Annotated in this window: 24 protein-coding genes; 13 read left to right on the top strand and 11 right to left on the bottom strand. The window is 65.0% G+C overall.

Translation table 11 applies throughout. The features are described from left to right. Positions 1-15: 15 nt before the first annotated feature. Positions 16-744, bottom strand: coding sequence for a CBS domain-containing protein (locus tag A7X65_RS20975; protein WP_063688244.1), 729 nt, complete (start codon positions 742-744; stop codon positions 16-18). 198 nt (positions 745-942) lie between these two features. On the opposite strand from A7X65_RS20975, the gene A7X65_RS20970 reads away from it, so the two are divergent. Further along, the gene (locus A7X65_RS20970) at positions 943-2,781 is read left to right on the top strand and encodes a PHA/PHB synthase family protein (protein ID WP_063688242.1); all 1,839 of its coding nucleotides are present in this window, start codon (positions 943-945) and stop codon (positions 2,779-2,781) included. On the opposite strand, the gene A7X65_RS20965 is transcribed toward A7X65_RS20970, so the two are convergent. Together A7X65_RS20965 and A7X65_RS20960 are read right to left on the bottom strand one after the other, a co-directional pair. Continuing rightward, positions 2,778-3,752, bottom strand: a complete 975-nt coding sequence (locus tag A7X65_RS20965) for a CHAD domain-containing protein (RefSeq protein ID WP_063688240.1) — start codon at positions 3,750-3,752, stop codon at positions 2,778-2,780. The two genes, A7X65_RS20970 and A7X65_RS20965, sit on opposite strands and share 4 nt — an antisense overlap. A gap of 11 nt (positions 3,753-3,763) precedes the next feature. Next, on the bottom strand, positions 3,764-5,299 hold the full coding sequence (locus A7X65_RS20960; protein ID WP_063688238.1) for a bifunctional aminoglycoside phosphotransferase/ATP-binding protein: 1,536 nt from the start codon (positions 5,297-5,299) through the stop codon (positions 3,764-3,766). A 201-nt stretch (positions 5,300-5,500) separates the two neighbouring features. Between A7X65_RS20960 and A7X65_RS20955 the strand changes: the two genes are divergently transcribed. Together A7X65_RS20955 and A7X65_RS20950 are read left to right on the top strand one after the other, a co-directional pair. Further along, entirely contained in the window at positions 5,501-6,340 is an 840-nt protein-coding gene (locus tag A7X65_RS20955; protein WP_063688236.1) for a universal stress protein, read from the top strand. 69 nt (positions 6,341-6,409) lie between these two features. Beyond that, positions 6,410-9,103, top strand: a complete 2,694-nt coding sequence (locus A7X65_RS20950; protein WP_063688234.1) for a bifunctional acetate--CoA ligase family protein/GNAT family N-acetyltransferase — start codon at positions 6,410-6,412, stop codon at positions 9,101-9,103. A gap of 8 nt (positions 9,104-9,111) precedes the next feature. On the opposite strand, the gene A7X65_RS20945 is transcribed toward A7X65_RS20950, so the two are convergent. Together A7X65_RS20945 and A7X65_RS20940 are read right to left on the bottom strand one after the other, a co-directional pair. Further along, on the bottom strand, positions 9,112-9,609 hold the full coding sequence (locus tag A7X65_RS20945; protein WP_063688232.1) for a hypothetical protein: 498 nt from the start codon (positions 9,607-9,609) through the stop codon (positions 9,112-9,114). Further along, positions 9,610-9,885, bottom strand: a complete 276-nt coding sequence (locus A7X65_RS20940) for a hypothetical protein (protein WP_063688230.1) — start codon at positions 9,883-9,885, stop codon at positions 9,610-9,612. Positions 9,886-10,056: 171 nt separating this feature from the next. On the opposite strand from A7X65_RS20940, the gene A7X65_RS20935 reads away from it, so the two are divergent. From A7X65_RS20935 to A7X65_RS20925, 3 genes are read left to right on the top strand one after another with little or no spacing between them, the layout of a single operon-like run. Next, positions 10,057-11,193, top strand: coding sequence for an ABC transporter permease (locus A7X65_RS20935; RefSeq protein ID WP_063688228.1), 1,137 nt, complete (start codon positions 10,057-10,059; stop codon positions 11,191-11,193). 2 nt (positions 11,194-11,195) lie between these two features. Beyond that, a complete protein-coding gene (locus A7X65_RS20930) occupies positions 11,196-11,963 on the top strand; it encodes an ABC transporter ATP-binding protein (RefSeq protein WP_063688226.1) in 768 nt (255 codons plus the stop codon). A gap of 3 nt (positions 11,964-11,966) precedes the next feature. Next, positions 11,967-13,070 carry an ABC-type transport auxiliary lipoprotein family protein gene (locus A7X65_RS20925; RefSeq protein WP_063688224.1) on the top strand — a complete coding sequence of 368 codons (1,104 nt, stop codon included), beginning with the start codon at positions 11,967-11,969 and terminating at the stop codon, positions 13,068-13,070. Between the two features lie 6 nt (positions 13,071-13,076). Here the strand turns inward: A7X65_RS20925 and A7X65_RS20920 are convergent, their stop codons facing one another. Next, entirely contained in the window at positions 13,077-13,394 is a 318-nt protein-coding gene (locus tag A7X65_RS20920) for a c-type cytochrome (RefSeq protein WP_145661606.1), read from the bottom strand. 159 nt (positions 13,395-13,553) lie between these two features. Between A7X65_RS20920 and A7X65_RS20915 the strand changes: the two genes are divergently transcribed. The 3 genes from A7X65_RS20915 to A7X65_RS20910 all read left to right on the top strand — a co-directional run bounded on the left by A7X65_RS20915 (position 13,554) and on the right by A7X65_RS20910 (position 15,488). Further along, the gene (locus A7X65_RS20915; protein WP_063688222.1) at positions 13,554-14,267 is read left to right on the top strand and encodes a helix-turn-helix domain-containing protein; all 714 of its coding nucleotides are present in this window, start codon (positions 13,554-13,556) and stop codon (positions 14,265-14,267) included. Between the two features lie 94 nt (positions 14,268-14,361). After that, positions 14,362-14,490 (top strand): hypothetical protein, encoded by a 129-nt coding sequence (locus A7X65_RS43585; RefSeq protein WP_283806166.1) that lies wholly within the window; start codon positions 14,362-14,364, stop codon positions 14,488-14,490. 269 nt (positions 14,491-14,759) lie between these two features. Further along, positions 14,760-15,488, top strand: a complete 729-nt coding sequence (locus tag A7X65_RS20910) for a Crp/Fnr family transcriptional regulator (RefSeq protein ID WP_063688220.1) — start codon at positions 14,760-14,762, stop codon at positions 15,486-15,488. Positions 15,489-15,498: 10 nt separating this feature from the next. Here A7X65_RS20910 and A7X65_RS20905 read toward each other — a convergent pair whose 3' ends face one another. After that, positions 15,499-16,275, bottom strand: a complete 777-nt coding sequence (locus tag A7X65_RS20905; RefSeq protein WP_063688218.1) for a cyclase family protein — start codon at positions 16,273-16,275, stop codon at positions 15,499-15,501. Between the two features lie 294 nt (positions 16,276-16,569). On the opposite strand from A7X65_RS20905, the gene A7X65_RS20900 reads away from it, so the two are divergent. The 4 genes from A7X65_RS20900 (at position 16,570) to A7X65_RS20885 (ending at position 20,271) form a co-directional block, all read left to right on the top strand. Next, a complete protein-coding gene (locus A7X65_RS20900; RefSeq protein ID WP_063688216.1) occupies positions 16,570-17,541 on the top strand; it encodes a TRAP transporter substrate-binding protein in 972 nt (323 codons plus the stop codon). 66 nt (positions 17,542-17,607) lie between these two features. Continuing rightward, positions 17,608-18,159 carry a TRAP transporter small permease gene (locus tag A7X65_RS20895; RefSeq protein WP_063688214.1) on the top strand — a complete coding sequence of 184 codons (552 nt, stop codon included), beginning with the start codon at positions 17,608-17,610 and terminating at the stop codon, positions 18,157-18,159. After that, positions 18,150-19,442 (top strand): TRAP transporter large permease, encoded by a 1,293-nt coding sequence (locus tag A7X65_RS20890; RefSeq protein WP_063688212.1) that lies wholly within the window; start codon positions 18,150-18,152, stop codon positions 19,440-19,442. The genes A7X65_RS20895 and A7X65_RS20890 overlap by 10 nt, the downstream gene beginning before the upstream one ends. Positions 19,443-19,464: 22 nt before the next feature. Further along, positions 19,465-20,271, top strand: coding sequence for an SDR family NAD(P)-dependent oxidoreductase (locus A7X65_RS20885; RefSeq protein ID WP_063688210.1), 807 nt, complete (start codon positions 19,465-19,467; stop codon positions 20,269-20,271). A 15-nt stretch (positions 20,272-20,286) separates the two neighbouring features. Here the strand turns inward: A7X65_RS20885 and A7X65_RS20880 are convergent, their stop codons facing one another. The 4 genes from A7X65_RS20880 to A7X65_RS20865 are packed head-to-tail and all read right to left on the bottom strand — an operon-like array spanning position 20,287 to position 24,562. Then, on the bottom strand, positions 20,287-20,985 hold the full coding sequence (locus A7X65_RS20880; protein ID WP_063688208.1) for a molybdate ABC transporter substrate-binding protein: 699 nt from the start codon (positions 20,983-20,985) through the stop codon (positions 20,287-20,289). Further along, positions 20,982-23,108, bottom strand: a complete 2,127-nt coding sequence (locus A7X65_RS20875) for a xanthine dehydrogenase family protein molybdopterin-binding subunit (RefSeq protein ID WP_063688206.1) — start codon at positions 23,106-23,108, stop codon at positions 20,982-20,984. The genes A7X65_RS20880 and A7X65_RS20875 overlap by 4 nt, the downstream gene beginning before the upstream one ends. After that, the gene (locus tag A7X65_RS20870) at positions 23,105-23,575 is read right to left on the bottom strand and encodes a (2Fe-2S)-binding protein (RefSeq protein ID WP_063688204.1); all 471 of its coding nucleotides are present in this window, start codon (positions 23,573-23,575) and stop codon (positions 23,105-23,107) included. The genes A7X65_RS20875 and A7X65_RS20870 overlap by 4 nt, the downstream gene beginning before the upstream one ends. A 12-nt stretch (positions 23,576-23,587) precedes the next feature. After that, complete coding sequence (locus A7X65_RS20865; protein WP_063688202.1) at positions 23,588-24,562, bottom strand: Bug family tripartite tricarboxylate transporter substrate binding protein; 975 nt, start codon at positions 24,560-24,562, stop codon at positions 23,588-23,590. Positions 24,563-24,768 lie beyond the last annotated feature (206 nt).

Here is a 24,768-nt window from a genome sequence, read left to right as displayed (position 1 = left end):
GTTCGGCTTGCCTGTTCAGCTCGCCTTGGCGAGCTCATCGTCCTCGGGTGAGTTCAGATAAACGCCGGACATCGTGTCGACCCAGCACAGATGGTCGTGCACCTTCTTCACGCCCTCGACATTCTCTGCCGCGACAACGGCGGCTTGCCGCGCGCGTTCTTCGGTGATGACGCCGCTGAGGTGAACGATGCCGTCGCGAACGATGACATTGAGTCCGAACGGGCACCAGTCGTTCTTCTCCATGGTGTCGATGATGCGGCTGCGAATGTGATCGTCGTCGGCCGTCGGATCCGGTACGTCGCGGGCAAGCCCGGCAACCGCCTGCAGCAGATTGGCGCGGGATACGATGCCGACCACCAGGTCGCCGCGCACCACCGGTAGGCGTTTCACGTTGTTTCGCTCCATGAGATCGACGATCTCCGCGAGTGCGGTATCCTCGGTGATGGTCACGGGCGAGGCGGTCATCACCTCCGAGACCTTGCGGCCGTGCTCCTGGACAAAGTCGCTGGCCGATGTGCCGGGACCCAGGATGAAGCGCAGCCAGCGGCCGCGCTTGCGTCCGGTGCCGATTTCACTGCGGCGGATGAAATCTCCCTCCGAGACGACGCCGACCAGCTTGCCGGTGTCATCGACGACAGTGAGGCCGCTGACGTGCCGCTTCAGCATGATGTTCGCGGCCTCGACGATGCTGGTGTCCGGGGTGACCGAGATGACCGACCGGGTCATGATCTGGTGGGCGCGCATGCAAAGCTCCGCTGCTTGTCGAATTTCGATGTGCAAAGCCTAGCCCGACTGTCCCGCGGCGGTTTGACTCAGGTCAAACGCACCTAGCTGTTTTGTCCCGGTCGAGCAGTTGCGGGCCGGGCTTTGATGCAGCTCAACGCCCGGCGGAAGCGTCGCCATATCCTGCGCGGAACAGAAAGCCCGCAGGGACATTCAGCCATGAGCGTCGTGAAGATATTTCCACGGGCCGAAGAGCCTCCGCAGGTTCTCTCCGCCGATCCGGCGGCCGAGGTCCCTGCGTCGACCGCTGGTAGAAGCGTGGGGACGCAGGCCGCGGCCGGCTCTCCGCCTGCATCGGAGCCATACGTCCTGGATCGCGCGTTTCATGCCATGCTGGCGCGTTTTACGGGCGGGATTTCGCCTGTGGCCTTGTCGCTCGCCTGGCTCGATTGGAGCGCGCATCTCGCGGCGGCCCCGCAGCGGCAGATGGAGATTTCCCGCAATGTTGTTCGCGATGCCGGCCGGTTCCTCGAGGCTGCCGCCCACGCGATGACGCGAAAGCCGTGGTCCGTCATCGAGCCGCAGGAACGAGATCGCCGCTTCACCGACCGGCAATGGGAAGCGGCCCCGTTCAATCTGCTCGCCCAGGCGTTTCTGCTCACCGAGCGCTGGTGGCACGATGCCGCAACTGGTGTCCGCGGCGTATCCCACGCGAATGAAGCGATCGTCGAATTCTCGATGCGCCAGATGCTCGACATGCTGGCGCCCTCCAATTTCGCGGCGACCAACCCGCAGGTTCTGGAAAAAGCGTTCCAGAGCGGTGGGGAGAATTTCGTGTTCGGTTGGCAGAACTGGTGCAGCGATCTGATGCGTCTGCTTTCGCTGTCGAAGCCGGCAGGCGAAGATCAGTTTGTCGTCGGCAAGACGTTGGCGGCCACGCCCGGCAAGGTGGTCTACCGCAACGATCTGATCGAGCTGATCCAGTATCATCCGACGACCGCGCAGGTGCGCCCCGAGCCGATCCTGATCGTGCCGGCCTGGATCATGAAGTACTACATCCTCGATCTGTCGCCGCAGAACTCACTCGTCGAGTATCTGACCGGTCAGGGCTTCACCGTGTTCGCGATCTCCTGGCGCAATCCGAACGCGGAGGACCGCGATCTCGCCTTCGACGACTATCGCAAGCTGGGTGTCATGGCCGCGCTGGACATGATCGGCCGGATCGTGCCGGGCGAGAGGATTCATGCGCTCGGCTATTGCCTGGGTGGCACGTTGCTGTCGATCGCGGCCGCCGCCATGGCGCGCGACGGAGACAATCGTCTCGGCACCATCACGCTCCTTGCCGCCCAGACCGACTTCACCGAAGCCGGCGAATTGACGCTCTTCATCAACGAGAGCCAGGTCGCCTTCCTCGAAGACATGATGTGGCAGCGCGGCTATCTCGATACCGCACAGATGGCCGGCGCGTTCGCGCTGCTGCGCTCCAACGACCTGATCTGGTCGCGGCTGTCACGCGACTATTTGATGGGAGAAGCGGCGGCGCCGAACGACCTGATGGCCTGGAATGCCGACGCCACGCGGCTGCCTTACCGGATGCATTCGGAATATCTGCGAAAGCTGTTCCTCGACAACGATCTGGCCGCGGGCCGCTACCGCGTCGAGGGCAGGGGTGTGTCGCTCTCCGACATCCACACACCGATGTTCGTGGTCGGCACGCTCGCCGATCATGTCGCGCCGTGGCGATCCGTCCACAAGATCCACTATCAGGTCGATGCCGACGTGACGTTCCTGTTGACCAGCGGCGGTCATAACGCCGGCATCGTCGCGCCCCCCGCCGAATCCTGGCACAGCTACCAGATCAAGACCAAGGCTGCGGATGCGCCTTATGTCGGCCCGGAAGAGTGGCTGAAGCTGGCGCCGCAGGTCGAGGGATCGTGGTGGCCGGAATGGGTGCAATGGCTGGCGGCGCGCTCCGGGGCGCCCTGCGATCCGCCGTCGATGGGAGCTGGAGGCATTGACGGCCTGCCAGACGCGCCTGGCGACTACGTTCACACCTAATCTTCGAGCTGCGCGTTCGGTGCAAGGTCTGACGAGCGGAACGGTTTGGCCTTGTCCAGTTTCCGGTAGGCCTTCGAGGCGGCTCGCAGCAGCTTCTTTTCCCGTTTGTGGTCGAGGAAGCGAATGCCTGCCTCGGGAACGGCTTCGTTCAATGACGCCGCCAGCGTTTGCCCACGCGCATCGTCGTTCAGCTGTCCGAGGGATTTCTGCGCCTTCTTCAATTGCTTGAGGATCGATTTCTGCTTCGTCAGGGATTCGTCGGCGAACAGGTCCGCGAGCGATCCGACCGAATAGGTCATCCGCTTATTGAGAAGCCGCAGCTTGTGACGTTTCTCGACATCGAGCTTGTGCAGCTTCCGCGCCTTTCTGAGCAGCGTCTCTTCCCACTCGGTCAGTCGCGCCGTCGCGTGATCGGCCAGCGGGCAGCGCCGCAGCCTGACCGCCTCCTTGCTGCGGCGGGTCGACCAGGGACCGCTCTCGATCCAGGCCGAGGTTTGCTCGACCAGGCGGCGATAGCGCGCCGATTGCAGCGCGCGCGCCAGCAGGCGGTGGCTCTCGGCGCGCTTTTCGTCCCAGTGCTGGAGCTCGGCGATTACGTCAAGTTCGCCGCCGCTTTCGGCGATGACCCGCTCGATCGCGACGTCGAGGTCCCTGACCATGCCGAGCTGGCTGTTCAGCCATTTCAGCTCGGCCCAGACGTTTGGCCGCTGTCCGTCGTCGACCATCGGCGAGAAGAATCGAATCGCGGTGCGCAGATGCATCAGTGCAATCCGGATCTGATGCAGCGCCTCCGGGTCACCGCCGCAGGTACCGTCATGCTGGGCGAGAACGGCATCGAAATGGCGGCGCGCGATGATCCGGAATGCGGTATCGCAGGCCATGCCGGGGCTGAGGCGGCCTGGCAGGACATTGCGCCGTGCCGCCGGATTAGCGCCCGCGGTTGCCGTCGAACTCGTGGTAGGTCGCGACATCCTTGCCCGCGTCAATCAGATTGCCTTGCTTGCCTTGCGATCGCGTCCCGGCAGTTCTGGAGCGTTTGCTCCTGTGTGCCGGATGCGTCGATGGTCGCCCACCCGATGTGACCGATATTATAGTGCTCTTGCTGCGCAGCAACCTCCTGCGTGGCGTCGGAGGCGTCGCCATGGCGGCCGCCAATGCGGGCCTGCCGGGTCGCAAGGTCGGCGACGAGGAATAATCCGCTCAACGGGATGTTGCATTCGCTGGCCAGGACGGCCAGCTCGTCCCGTTCGGATTCCCGCGCAAAAACGGCGTCGACGATGACGGAATGGCCTTGTACCAGCGCCTGCCGCGCCCGCTGCATCAGCATCTCGTAGACGCGCGCCGTGACGTCGGGCCGGTACGTGGACGGTGGCAGACGGTCGGTGTGTCCCACCTGAAACAGCTGCTTGCGAATGACGTCGCTACGCAGCACGACGGCTCCCGGCAGCGGTGCGACGTGAGGCGCCAGTGCGCGGGCGAGGACGGACTTGCCGGTGCCGGATAGCCCGCCTACCGCAATCAGGCGCGGGGCGGGAGGCTCGATCAGAACGCGGGCGAGGTCGAAATAGCGACGTGCCTCGCCGAGAATTCCGCTCCGGTCGGCATCGGGGCGTGCCAGCCGTGCCAGTGCGACCTGCGCACGGATCGCCGCGCGAATGGACAGGAACAGGGGCAGTGCGGCCAGCGCATCCAGAGTTTCGACCGGCGATGCGGTCAGATATTGGTTCAGGACGATGTTGGCTGCCGCGGCCTGATCATGGCACAACAGGTCCATCAGGGTGAATGCGAGATCGTAGAGCACGTCGACGGTCGCCAGCTGCGCATCGAACTCGATGGCATCGAACAAGACGGGCTGTTCGCCGATCAGGACGATGTTCGCAAGATGCAGGTCGCCGTGGCAGCGGCGCACGAAGCCCTGACGGCCGCGCGCTTCAAGCAGCGGCTGCACACGCCGGAACATCGCGTGCGAGGCCTTGCCGAGCCGCTCGATCGCCTCCGCTTCGAGGTGATGGCCCTGCCGCAAGCCATTGCTGTTTGCCTCGATGAGCCCGGGGATGGAAGCGACCCATGCCTTGCCGTCGGCTTGCTTCGCCGCCGCATGCGACGCGGCGATGGCGTCAGCGGTTGCGGACGCAAGGCTCGCGTCCAGCGGCCCGGCCTTCGCCAGATGGTCCAGTGTCCGGCTTTCGTCGAAGCGGGACATGTCGACCGCATACTCGACCGGCCGCCCGCGGCCGTCGACCTGCAGCGATCCGTCCGTCTCCTCGGTGATCGCCACGACACGATCATAGATCTGAGGCGCCAGAGGCCGGTTGATCCTGATCTCTTCCTCGCAGGCCGCCTTGCGTTTCTCGAGCGTCGAATAGTCGAGGAAGGGAAACCGCACGGCTCGCTTGACCTTCAGCGCGCGCGGCCCGTCGAGGAAGACCGATGCCGCGTGAGTATCGATCCGCGTCACGCCGGGACGGCTGCCGAGTGCGGTGAGGATCCGTTGCTGGGCAGCCGTTTCGTACGTCATCGAAGCTGTTATCCCGGGATACGGTCAGGGCCGGAGCGCGGCTGCGCCGCTCCAAGCGAACTATCCATAGAATGGCAGCGCGCGGCCAGTCCTTGACTTCCGTCAAGGCCCGATCAGACCTGCCGGAGTTCCCCATGAGCTTGACGAGGATCAAGCGTCCTGACGAAAGCCGGACTAGTTTGGCGATCGAGGAGAATCCCGATGCCCATCAAGGACGTTTTTCTGCCGCTCATCGGCCAGCCGGCCGGACCGACTCTCGCCGCGATCGAGAAATGCGTGTCCGTCGCCGCCGCCCTCGGTGCCAGGATCAACGCGCTTGCGCTCGAGGAAGAGGTGTTCGCGCGGCCGAAAGTGCTGCTTCCCGAAGATCCCGGAGCCGCCGGGGCGGACGGACCTGCCGGGGCGGCTGATCTGCAGAGTCTTCTGAATGCCTTCACCGATGCGGCGTCCCGCGCCGGCATTCGCGCCGAGAGCCGGTCGGGCAAGGTGCCGCCGGACCAGATCGCGTCGATCCTTGCCGAACATGCGCGTTTCAGCGATCTCACGCTGGTCCCCGTGAAGCCGCATGACAGCCGCACGGAGCACATCATCGAGACGCTCCTGTTCGAATCCGGGCGACCGCTGCTGCTGTGTCCGGAGCAGCGCGTAGAGGCGCTGCGACCGGAATTCGAGAATGTCATGATCGCCTGGGATCACTCCGCGCGCGCCGCACGGGCGATTGGCGACGCGCTGCCGGTCCTGCAGGCCGCGGCCTCGGTCCGTGTGGTGACCGTGACGGACGACAGGACTGACGCCCTCGTGCAGTCCGGGGCCTCCCTCGTCGACCATCTGAGGGAACACGGCGTCTACGCCTCGTTCGAAACGGTAGGTGGGGGCGGTAGCTCGATCGGCAAGGTGCTTGGAGGCTGGGCGAATTCCAATGCGATGGATGCGATCGTGATGGGGGCCTACCATCATTCGCGCCTGAATGAGATCGTTTGGGGCGGTGTGACAAAGACTGTCATTGGCCAGCCGCCGTGCTGGGTTATGATCTCCCACTAGGCTGGCCGCTGCTTTCCAGCCCGATCTTTCGACCATCGGAACCGCCACCGACCGGGCGCATTTGCTGTCATGTCAACCTATCGCCTGAAGAATCTGCTGTCGCCGCATTCGGTTGCGCTCGTCGGAGCGAGCGCCCGTCCGGTCTCCGTCGGACGAGCCGTTCTGGAGAACATTCGCAAGGCCGAATTCGCGGGACGGTTTGGCCTGGTGAATCCGCGCCATGCGGAGATCGCCGGCGTTCCCTCCGTGAAGAGCCTGGACCGGCTGGACTTCGTGCCCGAGCTGGTGGTCATCACCGCGCCGGCGCGCGAGGTTCCCGGTATCATCGACCAGGCCGGGCGGCGCGGCTCGGCGGGCGCGCTCATTGTCTCGGCAGGATTGGGCCATGGACCGGGGTCGCTGCACGAGGCCACGATCGCCGCAGCCCGCAAATACGGCATGCGGCTGATCGGGCCGAACTGTCTCGGCATCATGATGCCCGGCGTGAGCCTCAATGCCAGCTTTGCCGCACATATGCCGGGAGCAGGAAATCTCGCGCTGATTTCGCAATCCGGCGCGATCGCCGCCGGCATGGTGGATTGGGCCGCGCAGCGCGGCGTCGGCTTCTCCGGCATCGTCTCGATCGGCGACCAGATCGATGTCGATATCGCCGACCTGCTCGACTATTTCGCGATGGATCACAAGACCCGCGCGATCCTGCTCTATATCGAGGCCATCAAGGACGCGCGTAAATTCATGTCTGCGGCGCGCGCTGCGTCACGCGTCAAGCCGGTTGTCGTGGTGAAATCCGGCCGCATGGCGCAGGGGGCGAAGGCGGCTGCGACCCATACGGGCGCGCTCGCCGGCGCCGATGCCGTCTATGACGCGGCGTTCCGCCGTGCGGGCGCCTTGCGGGTTTCCGATCTGCGCGAACTGTTCGACTGCGCCGAGACGCTCGGCCGCGTCGAATCGCCATCCGGAAAGCGATTGGCGATCCTCACCAATGGCGGCGGCATCGGGGTGCTTGCCGTCGATCGATTGGTCGAGCTCGGCGGGGTTCCGGCGTCGATCTCGGCGGACGCCCGCAAGAAGCTCAATGAGGTGCTGCCGCCGACCTGGTCCGGTGCAAATCCCGTCGACATCGTGGGCGATGCCGATGCATCGCGCTACGCGGCTGCGCTCGAGGTGCTGCTCGCCGACCCCGACAATGACGCGGTTCTCGTCCTCAATGTGCAGACTGCGATCGCCTCGGCGGCCGATATCGCGGCGACCGTAACGGAGCTCGTCGGCAAATATCGCAAGCAGCACGGGCGGTGGGCAAAGCCCGTATTGGCCGCCTGGGTCGGGGCCGATCAGAACATCGCTCAGGCGCTCTCCGGCGCGGGGATTCCGAACTACCCGACCGAGGACGACGCGGTGCGTGGTTTCATGCATCTGGTCCGGCATCGCGAAGTGGTCGAGGAGCTCAGCCAGGTTCCTCCCGCGATGCCCGACACGTTCGTGCCTGACGCCCGGGCAGCCAGGCAGATCGTCGCCGCGGCCATTGCGGATGGCCGCGAATGGCTCGAGCCTGTCGAGATCAAGCACCTGCTCGAAGCCTATGACATCGCCATGGTGCCGACTTACGCCGCCGATGACGTCGAGCAGGCTGTGGCCTGCGCGGACGAGATATTTGCGCAAGGCGGGACCGTCGTGCTGAAGATCCTGTCGCGCGACATCGTTCACAAATCCGATGTCGGCGGTGTGGTGCTCAATCTGACGACGCCGGAGGCGGTGCGTGCGGCGGCCTCCGACATTCTCGCCCGGGCCAGGAAGCTGCGGCCCGAGGCGCGCATCGGCGGGGTCATCGTCCAGGCGATGGTCGTCAAGGCGAAGGCGCGCGAGCTGATCCTCGGCCTTGCCGACGATCCCACCTTTGGCATCGTTGTCGTCTTCGGCCGGGGCGGCACGGCGGTGGAGATCATCAATGACAAGGCCCTTGCGTTGCCGCCGCTCGATCTGCAGCTAGCCCGCGATCTGATCGACCGCACGCGGGTGTCACGGCTGCTCCGCGCCTATCGGGACGTACCGGCAGTGAAGCCGGACGCCGTCGCGATGGTGCTGGTCAAGCTGGCGCAGATGGCCGCCGATATTCCCGAGATCCGCGAATTCGACATCAATCCCTTGCTGGCCGACGAGACCGGTGTGACCGCGGTGGACGCCCGCGTCGCGGTCGGGCCGCCGCAGCGGAAATTCGCGGGTTCCGGCCCCGCCAATTTCGCGGTCCGGGCCTATCCGTCGCAATGGGAGCGCCGGCTCAAGCTCAAGGACGATTGGCCGATCTTCGTGCGGCCGCTGCGCCCCGAGGATGAGCCGACCATCCACGCGTTCCTGCGTCACGTGACGCCTCACGATCTTCGCCTGCGCTTCTTCGCGCCGATGAAGGAGTTCACCCACGAATTCATCGCGCGCCTGACCCAGCTCGATTATGCCCGCGCGATGGCCTTCATTGCGTTCGACGAGGCGACCGGCGAGATGGTCGGCGTGGTCCGGCTCCATTCGGACTCGATCTACGAGAGCGGCGAATACGCAATCCTGCTGCGGTCCGATCTCAAGGGCAGGGGGCTCGGATGGGCCCTGATGCAACTGATCATCGAATATGCGAAGTCGGAAGGCCTGAAGGCCATCTCGGGCGATGTGCTCCAGGAGAACACCGTGATGCTCGAGATGTGCCGGCAGCTCGGGTTCGAGGTCAAACCGGATCCGACCGAGCCCGACATCTGCGACGTCAGGCTCAAGCTCTGAGCACGCCCCTAGGAGGGCGCTTCCGAATTTGCGGCTGCAGGTGCCCTCGCAGACGTTCTGGCGCTGGTTCGCAACGACTTGACGATGATCGCGATCAGGGGCACCAGCACCGGCACGATCGTGCTGAGCGGATGATGCACTGCGCCTGAGACCTGCGCTTGCAGCGCGCGGGCCTCGAGCTGAAGCGCCTCGATGGATGCGCCGTGAATCTCATTGGCGAGCTCGATGTCGCGGCCGGACGGAGCGCGGCCCGCGACGATGAACAGAACAGCGGCGATGACGAAATTGAGGGCACCCAGAATGGCGGCCGCCGCAATGGCGCTCCAGATCTGGACCAGCGCGAAATAGGCCGACAGCTCCAGCATCAGGAGCCCGAATGCCGCAATCAATGCTGCAAACGCGCGCAGGCCGAGTCCCATCAGGAGATGGCGCATCCTGATCTCTGCGATGATCCTGTCCGTGCGCCACAGCACGCGCAGATGTTTGACGACATTCTCGCTATTCACCTAGTGTCTCCTCAGCATGAAGCCCACGACCACGCCGAGCGCGAAGGCCGAAGCGAGCGACGTAATCGGGCGATCCGCAATGAGGCCCTGAAGCTGTTCCTGCTCCTCGCCGACGGTCTCGCCGAGTTCGGCCAGCGCGGCCTTGATCTGATCGGCCAGGGCCTCGGTGCGCTCCTTCGAGCTCTCGAGCATCTCCTCGCCGGCCGTGCTCAAGAGACGCGTGACGTCCACCTTCAACGTCCGCAGTTCTTCGCTCATCCTGTCGCTGTCGAACATGGATCTGATGCCTCCATTGAATGAAACGAACCTAGGGCCGCTGACGCGCGCGGGCTTGATTTGCGTCAAGCGGGGAGGCGGCCCCGGTGTTGAGACAGGTCAAACCGGCCGCCACATGCTGGCCTAGAAGTGGCGGCTGAATGGGGACCAATCGTCCCGATGAGGTGAAGCGTGAACTCCGAACCGCTGTTGCTGGCAACGCCGTCTGGCGATGCGCTGAAACTGCGCCCTGAAGGGCCCTGGACTGCAGCGAATGTGACAAGGCTCGAAACGCTGTCCCGCTCGGTCGGCGCCGAGGTCGAGCGGTCGAGAATTGTGACCCTGGACATGTCGGGCATCAGCGCGCTGGACACGCTGGGCGCCTGGGTCCTGGAGAAGTTGTCGCGCCGGGCCGCATCGTCGGGCAGATCGGCCGAATTCGTCGGTGTCGCCGACCATTTCAGCGGTCTCCTGGACGAGGTCCGCCAAGTCAACCGCCACACGCCGCCGCCTGCGGCTGCGCCAAATCCGGTGCTGCTCAGGCTCGGTGACCTCGGCAAGACCACGGTCGATGCGCGTGAAGACGTCACGATCTTTCTTCAAATGCTCGGTGCTTTGTTCATGGCCGTCATCGGCGTGCTGCGCCGGCCGCGAACGCTGCGGCTGACGTCGCTGGTCTACCAGCTCTACCGCATCGGCTGGCAGGCCATTCCCATCGTCGTGCTGATCACCTTCCTGATCGGTGCCATCATCGCCCAGCAGGGCTTCTTCCATTTCCGCAGGTTCGGCGCAGAGTCCTATACTGTCGACATGGTCGGCATCCTGGTGCTGCGCGAACTCGGGGTGCTGATCGTCGCCATCATGGTCGCGGGACGTTCGGGAAGCGCCTATACCGCCGAGCTCGGTTCGATGAAGATGCGCGAGGAGATCGATGCTCTCTCGACCATGGGGCTCGATCCCGTTGACGTCCTGATCCTGCCGCGCGTTGCGGCTCTGGTTATCGCGCTGCCGATCCTGGCCTTCATCGGATCGATTGCGGCACTCTATGGCGGCGGCCTGGTCGCGCAGTTCTATGGCGACATGGGACCGGCGATCTACATCGCGCGTCTGCATGAGGCCATTTCCGTCACCCATTTCGAGGTGGGCATCCTGAAAGCGCCGTTCATGGCGCTGGTGATTGGGATCGTTGCCTGCAGCGAGGGCCTGCGCGTCAAGGGCAGCGCCGAGTCGCTCGGGCGGCAGACGACCACGTCGGTGGTGAAGTCGATCTTCCTGGTGATCGTGCTCGACGGCCTGTTCGCGATCTTCTTCGCATCGATCGGAATGTGACGATGGGCGAACAGCAGGAAGAGTTCGCGATAAGGGTCCGCGACCTCGTGGTCGGATTCGGCCGCCAGACCGTGCTCGATCATCTGTCGCTCGATGTGCGACGGGGCGAGATCCTCGGGCTGGTGGGGGCGTCTGGCGGCGGCAAGTCGGTGCTGATGCGGACCATCATCGGCCTCATCCCGCGCCGGGGCGGGATCATCGAGGTCATGGGACAGCCGACCGGAGGTCGCAAGGACGGTGCGGCCACGACGTGGGGCATCCTGTTCCAGCAAGGCGCGCTGTTCTCCTCGCTGACGGTGCGTCAGAACGTCCAGTTTCCATTGCGCGAGAACCTCGTGCTGTCGCAGGAGCTGATGGACGAGATCGCGATCGCCAAGCTTGAGATGGTCGGGCTACGCGCGCAGGATGCCGACAAATATCCGGCGGAGCTGTCCGGCGGCATGACCAAGCGCGTGGCGCTGGCGCGCGCGCTCGCGCTCGACCCGCCGATCCTGTTCCTGGACGAGCCGACCTCCGGCCTCGATCCGATCGCCGCCGGTGATTTCGACGCGCTGATCAAGACCCTGCAGAAGACCCTAGGGCTGACCGTGTTCATGGTCACCCACGATCTGGCGAGCCTCACCACGGTCTGCGACCGCGTCGCCGCGCTCGCCGACGGCAAGATCGTGGCGATCGGCCCGATGCGCGAATTGCTGCAATCCGAGCATCCCTGGGTGCGCGCCTATTTCCACGGCAAGCGCTCGCAGATGCTGCAACACGAGATGAGATGAGACATGGAAACCCGCGCTCCCTACGTGCTGATCGGCAGCTTCGTGCTGGCCGCGATCGTCGCGGTGTTCGGCTTCGTCTATTGGCTGAACAACACCGGCGGCATCGGGCCGCGCACGAACTATCAGGTGCAATTCCAGGGACCGGTGCCGGGTCTGCTGGTCGGCGCCGGCGTGCTGTTCAACGGCATCCGCGTCGGCGAGGTGACCCAGCTCGGGCTTGCTCCGGATAATCCACGCTTCGTCAACGCCACGATCTCGGTTGCGTCGGCAACGCCCGTGCGCGCCGACACCAAGGTCGGTCTCGATTTCCAGGGGCTGACCGGCGTGCCGGTGGTGACACTGGAGGGCGGCGTGATCGTTGCCAAATCCGGTGAGCCCCTGACCTTGATCGCCGAGGCCGGCGCAGGCCAGAGCATGACGCAGGCCGCGCGTGATGCGCTGCGGCGGGTCGATACCGTGCTGGAGGACAATTCCGGCCCGCTGAAGGACACCATCGCCAATCTCAAGACCTTCTCCGACGGGCTCGCCCGCAACACCGGCAAGATCGACGGCATCCTGGCGGGCCTGGAGAAGATGACCGGTGGAGGGGCGCCCGCCCAGAAGGTCACCTACGACCTGCGCACGCCGCAAAATCTTGGCCCGGCCGGCAAGACCCTGTCTGCGTCGCTGGCCATTCCCGAGCCGACCGCGGTCGCGATGCTCCAGACCCAGCGCATGCTGTTCTCGCCCGCGGGCGACAATCCGGGCTTTGCCGAATTCCTCTGGGCCGACAGCATTCCAAAACTGGTGCAGGCGCGGCTGATCGACAGCTTTGAAAATTACGACATTGCCCACGCGCCCTTGCGCACCTCCGACCTTGGCCAGGCCGACTACCAGCTTCTGATCGACATCAGGCGCTTCCGCATTGCCATGGAGGGCGACACGCGGGTCGAGATCGCGCTGTCGGCGCGGATCGTCGACAAGAACGGCAAGGTGATCGCATCCCGCATCATCGAGGCCAGCGAGAAGCTCGACAAGGTCGAGCCTGCGGCCGCGGTCGCAGCGTTTGATGTGGCTTTTGCCCGAATCGCCAAGGAGCTGATCGGCTGGACGGTGCAGGCGGTCTAGGGCCGTCTATTCCAGCGTCTTCAGGTAGGACAGGAGATCGTGGATCTGGTCCGGATTGAGCTCGAAGGCCGGCATGTCGGGATGGCCCGTCGAGATGCCTTCGGCCAGAGCCTCCTCGAGAGCCTCGATCGGATAACGCTGGTGCAGGGTCCGCAGCGGCGGCGCGATCCTGAGCGGGCTCTTTGAGACCCGATCGATGGCATGACAGCGCGCGCAATTGGCCCGTGCAAACGCCTTGCCGCGTTGTTCCGCGGTCGTGGCCGCCAGCGCAGGCGTGATGAGAACGAGACCAATCAGGGTCTGGCGCAGGGCATGCTGAAACATGGAGGGCGGGATCCCGTCGAACGCTCGGCGCAGAATAGAGCGGGCAGGGAGACCAAAATTGATCTGGGTCAATCGCATTTGTGGCAGCGCAGTAAAATGCATCCGCGCGTGGTGGACTCAGCCCTGGGGGCGGAGCGGGACCTGTGCTTGGAGCGGTGGATGAAGCCTTCCGTGGTTACAATTGAGTCGACTGGGCATTTTTGCAGCGATTGTGCCGTACGTGGATCGGCCGTTTGCGCCTCGCTGGATGCGGCGGAGCTGAGGCAGTTCGAGCATCTCGGACGTCGGGTCCATTTCGCCTCGGGCGAGACCGTGTTCTCCGAGGAGGACATCACGACCTCGTTCTACAATGTCCTCGAAGGTGTCATGCGGCTGTACAAGCTGCTGCCCGACGGCCGGCGGCAGATCGTCGGCTTTGCCTTGCCCGGCGATTTCCTGGGCATGAATCTTTCCGGTCGTCACAATTTCTCGGCCGATGCGATCGGCGCGGTGACCGTGTGCCAGTTTGCGAAAGGGCCCTTCGGCCGATTCATCGAGGATCGTCCGCAACTGCTCAGGCGGATCAACGAGCTGGCCATTCGTGAGCTGAGCCAGGCCCGCGACCACATGGTTCTGCTTGGCCGCCGCTCGGCGGACGAGAAGGTCGCAAGCTTTCTGCTTGGCTGGCGCGAGCGGCTGTTCATGCTCAACGCGCCTTCCGACACGGTTTCCCTTCCGATGAGCCGCCAGGACATCGCCGACTATCTGGGCCTCACCATCGAAACCGTCAGCCGCACCTTCACCAAGCTCGAACGCCACGGCGCGATCGAGATCATTCAGGGCGGTGTCAGCCTGCTCGACCAGGCCCGTGTTGAGGCCCTCGCCGCGGCCTGAGGCGGCTTTTCCGCAGCAGCTCCCGGATTCTTGATCCGGATCAATGACGCTCGGCACCCGTCGCAAATAATGCCCCCAAACATTGGGGAGGAGCATGATGCCTGCTGATGCGTTGCTGGTGACCATAGTCGTGGTGGCGGTCTTCGTCGCCTTTGGCGTAGCTCTGGCATGGGCCGACCGGCAATCCAGCGCCGCCCGGATAGACCTCGATTCCAAGCGTTGAAGCTCGATCGCAGAGCCCCGGCCGCCGATTTGAGCGAAGCCGTTTGTTGGCCGTTTCGCAGCGCCTCAACGCAACAGGGGCCTGCGGGGCCTGCAACTCTGCATCGACGGGGACGCATTGGCGCATCCTTCGGGTGCCGACCCCCGAACCGGGAGGAGGCATTTTCGCCGCATTTGCCTCAAACCGCGCGCATGCTTTCCGGTTGAAAAGCCGGGCAACACTGACTACGCAGGAACTCCAGTGCCTCGCAGTCTTAGGAGCCCAGCGGCGTGCCTCAGGACAAGACCGGCGACCCCCGACAAGCGGCGGGCAACAAATTATCGGTCCTGCGCAAGCACCCGATCTTCGCGGATCTGGAGCCGGAGGCGCTCGACCAGCTCTGCCGCTACGCCAAGCACACGACCGTGAAGCGCGGGGCGACGATTGCCGCCAAGGGCGATCCCGGAAACAATCTGTTCGCGGTGATCACGGGGACGGTGAAGATATCCTCCTCGTCGCCCGACGGGCGGAATGCCATTCTCAATCTCATCGGCCCTGGGGAGATCTTCGGCGAGATCGCGGTTCTCGACGGTGCGCCGCGTTCGGCGGATGCGACCGCCAACACCAATTGCGAGCTCTACATCATCGATCGGCGCGACTTCCTGCCGTTCGTGAAGAGTCAACCGGCGCTCGCGATGAAGTTCATCGAGCTGCTCTGCGCGCGTCTGCGCTGGACCAGCCAGCAGGTCGAGCAGGTGATCCTGCAAAATCTTCCGGGCCGGCTCGCAAGCGCGCTGCTCGGTCTCACCGAGGAGCGCAAGCTCGATTCCGGCAGCGGCACGCTCGCCATCACGCAGCAGGAGATCAGCGAGATGGTGGGAATGACGCGCGAGAGCATCAACAAGCAATTGCGCGCCTGGGCCGGTCGCAACTGGGTTCGCCTGGAGCACGGCGCCATCGTGGTGCTCGATACCGATGCCCTGCGCGAGCTCGCCGAGAGCGGCCTCGACGGCGAGTGACGGCTTCGACCTAACCGTCGATGATGGCGACCGCGCGGGTCCAGCCCGCGGAGGCGCGTTCGATCTTCACAGGGAAGCACGAGACAGTGAATCCGGTCGAGGGTAGCTGATCGAGATTGTGCAGCTTCTCGAGATGGCAATAGCCAATGTGCCGGCCCGCCTTGTGGCCTTCCCAGATCAGGCCGGCATCTTTTGTTTCGGCATATTTCTTCGCGGTGTAGACGAACGGCGCGTCCCAGCTCCAGCCATCGGTGCCGGTCAACCGCACGCCGCGCTCGAGCAGATACATGGTAGCCTCATAGCCCATGCCGCAGCCGGAGTTGACGTAATCGGCCTCGCCGAATTTGGCGGCGGCGCTGGTGTTGACGACGACGATCTCGAGCGGCGATAGCCTGTGCCCGATGCGCTTGAGTTCCGCTTCGACGTCGCCGGCAGTCACGACATAGCCGTCGGGCAGATGCCGGAAGTCGAGCTTCACGCCGGGCTGAAAGCACCACTCCAGCGGCACCTCGTCGATGGTCCATGACCGCTCGCCGTGGTTCATGGTCGGATGAAAGTGCCAGGGCGCGTCGAGATGCGTGCCGTTGTGCGTCGACAGCGAGACCTGTTCGACGGCCCAGCCCTGGCCGTCCGGCAGGTCTTCCGCCCGAAGGCCGTCGAAGAACTGCAGCATGCGCGGCAGGCCCTGCTGGTGGTCGATATAGTGGATGGTCGGATGATTGCCGGGCGGATCGGACGTCACGTCGTTTCGCAGGGGGACGGAAATATCGATCAGCTTCCGCGGCATAGGCATTCCTCGAAACGGTCCGATGCTCAGGTCATCCTGAAGGCTCGCCGTTGGGGGCGTCAAGTCACGTGCGGGCGACATCGAGCCCGCCGGCCATACCCGCCATTGTGAGAATTGCGCCGGGAAATTGATCAATGCAACTCTTGCATTGATCGATGCCGGATTTGGCTTGGACAGAGAATGCCGCCGGCCCTAGGGACGACATTGGCGCTTGACTTCCCACCGGAAGTAGAGCGACCCAAGACGGCCTGCAGCCTGCCCGACAACGACATAATCACCTCAGGAGGAGCCCAGATGAAGACACTCACCGGTATCATCGCAGCCGCCGTGCTGGCGGTCTCAGCGCCGCTGGCGGCCGCACGCGATTTCCGCTCTGCCGACATCCACCCGGCCGACTACCCGACCGTCGAGGCCGTCAAGTTCATGGGCAAGCAGCTCGCGGCCGCGAGCGGCGGCAAGCTCGGCGTGAAGGTGTTTCCGAACGGCGCCCTCGGCTCCGAGAAGGACACCATCGAGCAGCTCAAGATCGGCGCGCTCGACATGATGCGGATCAACGCATCGCCGCTCAACAACTTCGTGCCCGAGACCATCGCCCTGTGCCTGCCCTTCGTGTTCCGCGACACGCAGCACATGCGCACCGTCCTTGACGGTCCGATCGGCGACGAGATCCTGGCGGCCATGGCGCCCGCAGGCCTGATCGGCCTTGCCTATTACGACAGCGGCGCCCGCTCGATCTACACCGTCAAGGCACCGGTCAAGTCGCTCGCCGACCTCAAGGGCCTCAAGATCCGCGTCCAGCAGTCCGACCTGTGGGTCGGCATGATCCAGAGCCTCGGCGCCAACCCAACCCCGATGCCGTATGGCGAGGTCTACACCGCGCTCAAGACCGGCCTCGTAGACGCCGCCGAGAACAACTGGCCCTCCTATGAGTCCTCGCGCCATTTCGAGGCCGCCAAGTTCTACAACGTCACCGAGCACTCCCTGGCGCCCGAAGTCCTCGTGATGTCCAAGACGGTCTGGGACACGCTGAGCAAGGAAGATCAGGCGATGATCCGCAAGGCGGCCAAGGAATCGGTGCCTGTCATGCGCAAGCTCTGGGACGAGCGCGAGCAGGCCTCCCGCAAGACCGTCGAAGCGGCCGGCGTCCAGGTCGTGACCGTCGCCAACAAGCAGGAGTTCGTCGACGCGATGAAGCCGGTGTACCAGAAGTTCGCCGGTGACGAGAAGCTGCAGAGCCTCGTCAAGCGTATCCAGGACACGAAGTAAACCACGGCGGAACGGGTCCGGTGTCGCCCGCGAGGTGACGCCGGACCCGCGCGAGGGAGGCGCGGGATGACGGACCCACACGTCGCAGATCACGAGCAGGAGGCGGTCACCGGACGGCCGTCCACCGGCTTGCTCTCGCGGATCAATGCGCCCATCGCGCGCCTGGGCATGTATCTGTCGGTGACAGGACTGCTCGTTATCGTCACCATCGTGTTCTACCAGGTGTTCGGGCGCTACGTGCTCAATTCCAGCCCGACCTGGACCGAAAACCTTGCGTTGGTCCTCATCCTCTACGTCACGCTGATCGGTGCCGCCGTCGGCGTGCGCGATGCCGGCCATATCGGCATGGACAGTCTGCTGGTCATGCTTCCGGATCATCTGCGCGAGAAGATCGAGATCGTGATCCACATCCTGGTGGCGATTTTCGGCGTCGCGATGGTCTACAACGGCTGGATCCTGGGTGCATCGGTCGGGACCGTGCATATCCCCAATCTCGGCCTGCCTGAGGTCATCCGCTACGTGCCGCTGATCGCCTCCGGCATCATGATCGTCTCCTTCTCAATCGAGCACATCATTGCTCTCCTGCGTGGCGAAGAGGTCGTCCCCTCATGGAACTGATCATCCTCGGCGCCACGTTCTTCGGCTTCCTGATCCTCGGTGTCCCCGTCGCCTTTGCGATCGGCCTCTCGGCGATCTGCACCATCCTCTATGAAGGCCTGCCGGTCGCCGTCATCTTCCAGCAGATGATGTCGGGGATGAACATCTTCTCCTTCCTCGCCATCCCGTTCTTCGTCTTCAGCGGCGAGTTGATGCTGCATGGCGGCGTCGCCGACAAGATCGTGAAGCTTGCCAAGAATCTCGTCGGGCACATCCGAGGCGGGCTCGGCATGTCGAACGTGGTCGCCTGCACGCTGTTCGGCGGCGTCTCGGGCTCGCCCGTAGCCGACGTGTCGGCGATGGGTGCGGTGATGATCCCGATGATGAAGAAGGAAGGGTTCGACACCGACTACGCCGTCAACGTCACCACCCATGCCTCGCTGGTCGGAGCCTTGATGCCGACCAGCCACAACATGATCATCTATGCGCTCGCCGCCGGCGGCAAGGTCTCGATCGGCGCGCTGATCGCAGCCGGCCTCCTGCCGGCGCTGGTGCTGATGGTGTGCATGCTGGTCGCAGCCTACGCGGTCGCGGTGAAGCGCGGCTATCCCGCCGGCAAGTTCCCGGGCTGGGCCGAGGTGTTCCGTTCGCTCGCCGCAGCGCTGCCCGGCCTGTTGATCGTCGGCATCATCCTGGCCGGCATCCTCTCTGGCGTCTTCACGGCCACCGAGTCCGCCGCCGTCGCGGTCACCTACACCATCCTGCTGACCTTCTTCATCTACCGCACCATGACCTTGTCGAACTTCCTGCGGGCCGCGGCCAAGGCGGTGAAGACGACGGGCGTGGTGCTGCTGCTGATCGGCGTCTCCACCATGTTCCAGTATCTGATGGGGCTCTATGAAGTCGCTGACTTCGCCGGCGACCTGATGAGCAAGGTGTCCAGCCAGCCCTGGGTGATCTTCCTGCTCATCAACGTCATCCTGTTCGTGCTCGGCACGTTCATGGACATGGCCGCGACCATCCTGATCTGCACGCCCATCTTCCTGCCCATCGCGATGAAGGCGGGCATGGATCCGGTGCAGTTCGGCATGCTCATGCTGATCAACTGCGCGCTGGGGCTGAACACGCCGCCGGTCGGAACGACGCAATTCGTCGGCTGCGCCATCGGCGGCATCTCGGTGGGCGCGGTGATGCGCACCATCCTGCCGTTTTATGCCGCGCTGATCGCAGCTCTGATGTTCGTGACCTACGTCCCCGCATTCTCGCTGTGGCTGCCCCGCCTGCTGATGGGTTACAAGGGATAGCAGCAACAGGGAGATTTCGTCCGTGACCGACTATCGCAAGCTCTTCGATCTTACCGGCAAGACGGCCGTGGTGCTCGGCGCCGCCTCAGGCATCGGCAAATCGTCCGCTGAGGCGCTGGCCGGATTGGGGGCTCGCGTGGTCTGCGCCGATCGCGCGCTTGATGCCGCGGAAGCGACCGCCGCCGGCATTCGCGACAAGGGCGGCTGGGCGGAAGCAGCGGCTTGCGACGCCGCGAGCGCCGCGGACGTCAATGCGCTTGCCAAGACGGTCATGCAGAAGTTCTCGCGACTCGACATCGCGGTGACGACGCCCGGTCTCAACATCCGCAAGACCATCCTCGACTACACCGAGGAGGATCTCGATCGCGTTCTCAACCTCAATGTCAAGGGTACGGTCTGGTTCTTCCAGGCCTTCGGCCGCATCATGGTCGCGCAGAAGGGCGGCAGCATCATCGCCTGCTCTTCGGTGCGCGCGGTGACCATCGAGCCGGGCCTCGGCGTCTACGGCTCCACCAAGGCAGCCATCGGCCTGCTGGTGAAGGGCTTCGCCTCCGAGGTCGGCCATGCCGGCGTGCGCGTCAACGCGATCGCGCCGAGCATCGCCGAGACCGCGCTGACCGGCCCGTTCAAGCAGCGCCCCGACATCTACAATCTCTACGCCGGCCACACGGTGTTCAACCGCTGGAGCAGCGCCGACGAGGTCGCCACCGCGGTGGCCTATCTCGCCTCGGATGCCGCGAGCTATGTCAGCGGCAGCACGCTGTTCGTCGACGGCGGCTGGACCGCTGTGGACGGCCCGCCGACGGGTCTCACCCAGCTGCACAAATAACGCCGTTATCGGCTCCTAGCCGGCAAAGCCTACGCGCTGGCGCAGTTCCTTGTTGTCTGCGCCGGTCAGCAACGCAATCAGCGCAGCGGCCTCTTTCGGATGCGCGGCTCGGGCGGTCACGCCGGCCGTGTACATCGTCACGAGCTCGCATCCCGGCGGCAGCGCCCCCGAAAGTGCGATGCCGTCGGTCGCGATGATCTCGGTCGCCTGCGTGCAGCCGATCGGCCGCGTTGCGGTGGACATCGCGAGCTCCCGCATCGCGGTTGCACCGTTTGGAAATATCTTGAGACGCGAGGCGACCTCGTAGGCGATGCCGAGCTGGTTCAGCACTTTCGCGACGTGCTGTCCCGCCGTGGACGCCTTGATATCGGGGACGTAGATCGCGTCCGCCGAACGCAGCACCTCGCGCAAATCGGATTCGGTCGTTGCCGTCACCCTGGGATCGCGGCTGCGAACCGCCAGTGAGGTCTCGACCCGGCCCACATCCGCAATCGCGGAGGGGACAACGAGCTTCTCTTCGGCAAGCCTTGCGAGCAGCGCCTGGGTCAGGATGACGAGATCGGCGGGTGTTCCCGCGCGCAGCTTGTCGGCCATGATGCCGACCGCGCCGAATTCGCCGTCGATGCCGGCGCCGGTCTGCGCCTTGAACGCATCGGCGAGGCCGCGCACCAGGCCTTGCGCGGCACCGCCGCTCAAAATGTTCACTGTCGTCACGATGCGAGCTCCATGGCTGCAATGATCCTGTCGCGGGTGATCGGCAGGTCGCGTACGCGCACGCCGAGGCAGTCGAACACGGCGTTCGCGATCGCCGCCGTCACCGGACCGTGCGCGGCTTCGCCTGCACCGACGGGCTCGATCTCCGGCCGCTGGATGATCTCGACATCGACCGCCGGCACCTCGCTGAAGGTCAGGATCGGATAGTCCGTCCACGAGGCCGAGGTGATGCGGGTCCGATCGAAGCGAACGCGCTCTTTCAGAACCCAGCTCGTCGCCTGGATCGCGCCGCCCTCGATCTGGTTGATGACGCCGTCCGGATTGATGGCCTCGCCGACATCGACTGCAAGCGTCAGCCGTTTGACGCGAATGTCCTCGGCACCTTCGATCTCGGCAATCGCGGCGCAATAGGCACCCGTGTTCTTGTAGCGGCCAAAGCCGATGCCGTGGCCGATTCCGGCCCTCTTCTGCGGCTTCCATTGCGCACGTCGGGCCGCCGCGCGGATGACGTCGCGCGCCCGTTCGTCACGCAGATGGCGCAGGCGGAACGCGACGGGGTCTTCGCCGCGCAAGGCGGCGATCTCGTCGAGCAGGGACTCGATGGCGAATACATTGCCTTGCCCGCCCAGCGTCCGCAGCGCCGAGGTTCGCACCGGCATCGTCAGTAGCCGGTGGCTCGTGATCGTCCAGGCCGGGAAGTCGTAGAGCGGAATCGAGTTGCGGTCGCCGCCGCCGCCATTGGCCGCCGGCGGATTGGTCGAGACCATGCGCGGGTAGGGTTTGGCGATCTCGGACGCGGCGAGCAACGCCGGCTGGGCCGCGCGCCCCGGACGCGCCGCGTGGCCGTTGCTCCAGATCGAATGGCGCCAGCCGACGATCTCGTTGTCTGCATCGAGATCGGCCTCGACCTCGATGGCCATCGCCGCACCGAACGGCGCGTGGCTCATCTCGTCATGGCGCGACCACTGCACCCGGACCGGATGGCCGCCGGCTGCTTTCGCCAGCAGCACGGCGTCGAGCGCGACGTCGTCGGCGGCATTGTGGCCGTAGCAGCCGGCGCCCTCCATATGCTCGACGACGATGTGTTCAGCGGGCAGCTTGAGCACAATCGCGAGATCGGCGCGCAGCAAATAGACGCCCTGGCTGTGTGTCCAGACACGGACGCGATCGCCGTCCCACTGTGCCATGGCGCAGGATGGCGCGATCGAGGCATGGGCGATGTAGGGGCGGGTGTATTGCCGGCGGAGGGTTTGCGCGGGCTTGCGCTGCGCCGACGCCGGCCTGGCGTCGATGATGGTCGTTTCGACCGGCTGGCTTTTCAGGAAGCCTGCGAGATCATCTTCATCGGGCAGCGGCTCGCCGGCCGACCATGTCGCGCCCTTGCGCAGGGCCTTCAGCGCGGCGTCCGCCGCTGTCTCGCTATCGGCGACCACGCCGGCAAAACCGCCGTCGCGGGCGATCGCGACGAGGCCGGGAACGGTCCGCGCTGCAGTTTCATCGAGCCCGATCAGCCTGGCGCCCGACACGTCCGGCCGCAGCACGCGTCCGTGCAGCAATCCAGGCAATGCAAGGTCATGGATGAAGCGCGGCTGCGCGAACACTTTGTCGGGAATGTCCACGCGCTGGACGGAATGTCCGGCGATGGCGCGCCTGGCGGCGATCTTCGCTGTCGCGCCCGGGGTGGCGTCGTGCTCGAGCGAAACATCGCCGGCGAGCTCCCAATAGCTGGTCCTGACATTGCCGGGGCCCGAGATCGTGCCGTCATCGACATTGAGCAGTGCGGCGTCAACGCCGAGACGCTCCGACGCCGCGACCAGAAAGCGCTGGCGTACCTCGGCGCAGGCATGGCGCAGCGCCCGGCCGGATTGCTGGATCGACAGGCTGCCCGACGTGACGCCCTCGTTCGGGCTTGCCGCCGTCGAGGCGCGGATCATCTCGATTCTGCCGATATCGATGTCGAGCTCGTCCGCGGCGATCTGCGCCAGCGCCGTGACGATGCCCTGGCCGATTTCGACCTTGCCGGGCGAGATCGCCACGCGGCCGTCGCCGCTGAGCTTTACCCAGGATGACAGCCTTGGATTGGCTGCAAGGCTTACCGGCAGTGTCGGGGCAGGGGAGGTCATGACGCAGCCATCTCCGAGGCGGCGCGAAGCACCGCGCGCACCATGCGGTTATGCGATCCGCAGCGGCAAAAATTGCGGTCGAGCGCTTCTCTCACCTCGGCCTCCGTCGGCGACGGATTGCGCCTCAGCAGGGCGGCCGCGGTGATCAGGATTCCCGAGGCGCAATAGCCGCATTGCATCGCCTGCTCCGAGATGAAGGCGCGCTGCAGCGGATGTGGCCGCTCGGCGGTGCCGAGGCCTTCGACCGTGACGACGTCCTTGCCCGCGACCGACCACATCGGCATGTCGCAGGAGGTCATCGCGCGGTCACCGACCATGACGTGACAGGCGCCGCACTCGCCGGCCCCGCAGCCGAAATGTGCACCGGTGATGCTGAGCCGGCCGCGCAGCACGTCGAGCAGCATCTGGTCCGGATCAGCGTCCACGGCGATCGCATCGCCGTTGAGCCGGAATTGAAGAATGGACATGAGCAGTACGCCTCAGGACTTGTCGAATTTCTTGACGACGTCGGCCCATTTCTCGATGTCGCCGCGCAGGAATTTTTCAAATTCCTGCGGTGTCATTGACATGGGTACGGCGCCCTGCTCGGACCATAGTTTTATGATGTCCGGCCGCTTCACCATTGCGTTGACAGCGGCGTTGAGTTTGTCAATGACCGGTTTCGGCGTCCCGGCAGGCGCCATCAGCCCGAGCCAGATCGTCGCCTCGTAGCCGGCCACGCCGGCTTCCCCGGCGGTCGGCACGTTCGGCAGCACAGTCGAGCGCTTCGCGCCGGTGGTCGCGAGCGCGCGGACCTGGTTTTCGGCAATGTTCGGTGCCATCGCCGGCACCGCGTCGATCATCATCTGGACCTGTCCGCCGATCACGCCGCTGCGCGCCTCGCCGCTGTTGCGGTAGGGCACGTGGAGGACGTCGATGCCGGCCATCGCTTTGAACAGCTCGCCGGCCATGTGATACGGCGTGCCCTGGCCGGAAGAGGCATAGTTCAGCTTGCCCGGCTGCGCTTTCGCGAGCGCGATGAACTCGGCAAGCGTCTTTGCCGGAACCTGGGGGTTCACCACGACGACGAGATCGGAATAGTTGACCGGCGCGATCGGCGCGAGGTCGCGCATCAGCTCGTATTTGCGCTTGTCCGCCGTCAGCAGCGATTCGTTCGCGGTCTGGGTGTTGGACATCATCAGCAGCGTGTAGCCGTCGGCGGGCGACTTCGCCGCCTCGACCGTTCCGATGACGCCGCCTGCGCCGGTGCGGTTCTCGATCACGAAGGGCTGACCAAAGCTCTCCTGGAGCACGTTGCCGATCAGCCGGGCCGCGACGTCGGCCGGGCCGCCGGCGCCGAAGGGCACGACGATCCGCACGGCGTGGTTGGGATAGTCTTGCGCGAGGGAGGGGAGCGCCGAGAATCCGGCGAGCAGGCCGGCCGCCAGCACCAGCATCAATCTTCGGGCTGTCATGCCCACCTCTCTGATATCGTTTTTGTTGGCCGGCACTGTAGCGGTACGGCAGGCGGACTGTCGACGCCCCGCAAACCCGGTTGGGCTAGGAATATCGGAGGGCTTCCGGTGTGGTTTGGGCCGCTTTCGCGGTTGCGGCAGGAACCTGCCGCGCGCGCGATTTGAGCAAATCGCATGGGCATTGCCGGATAAATGCCCTCGGCGGG

This window comes from Bradyrhizobium stylosanthis, from assembly GCF_001641335.1.
Classification (GTDB): domain Bacteria; phylum Pseudomonadota; class Alphaproteobacteria; order Rhizobiales; family Xanthobacteraceae; genus Bradyrhizobium; species Bradyrhizobium stylosanthis.
This window is presented reverse-complemented; position numbering and strand designations above follow the sequence as displayed.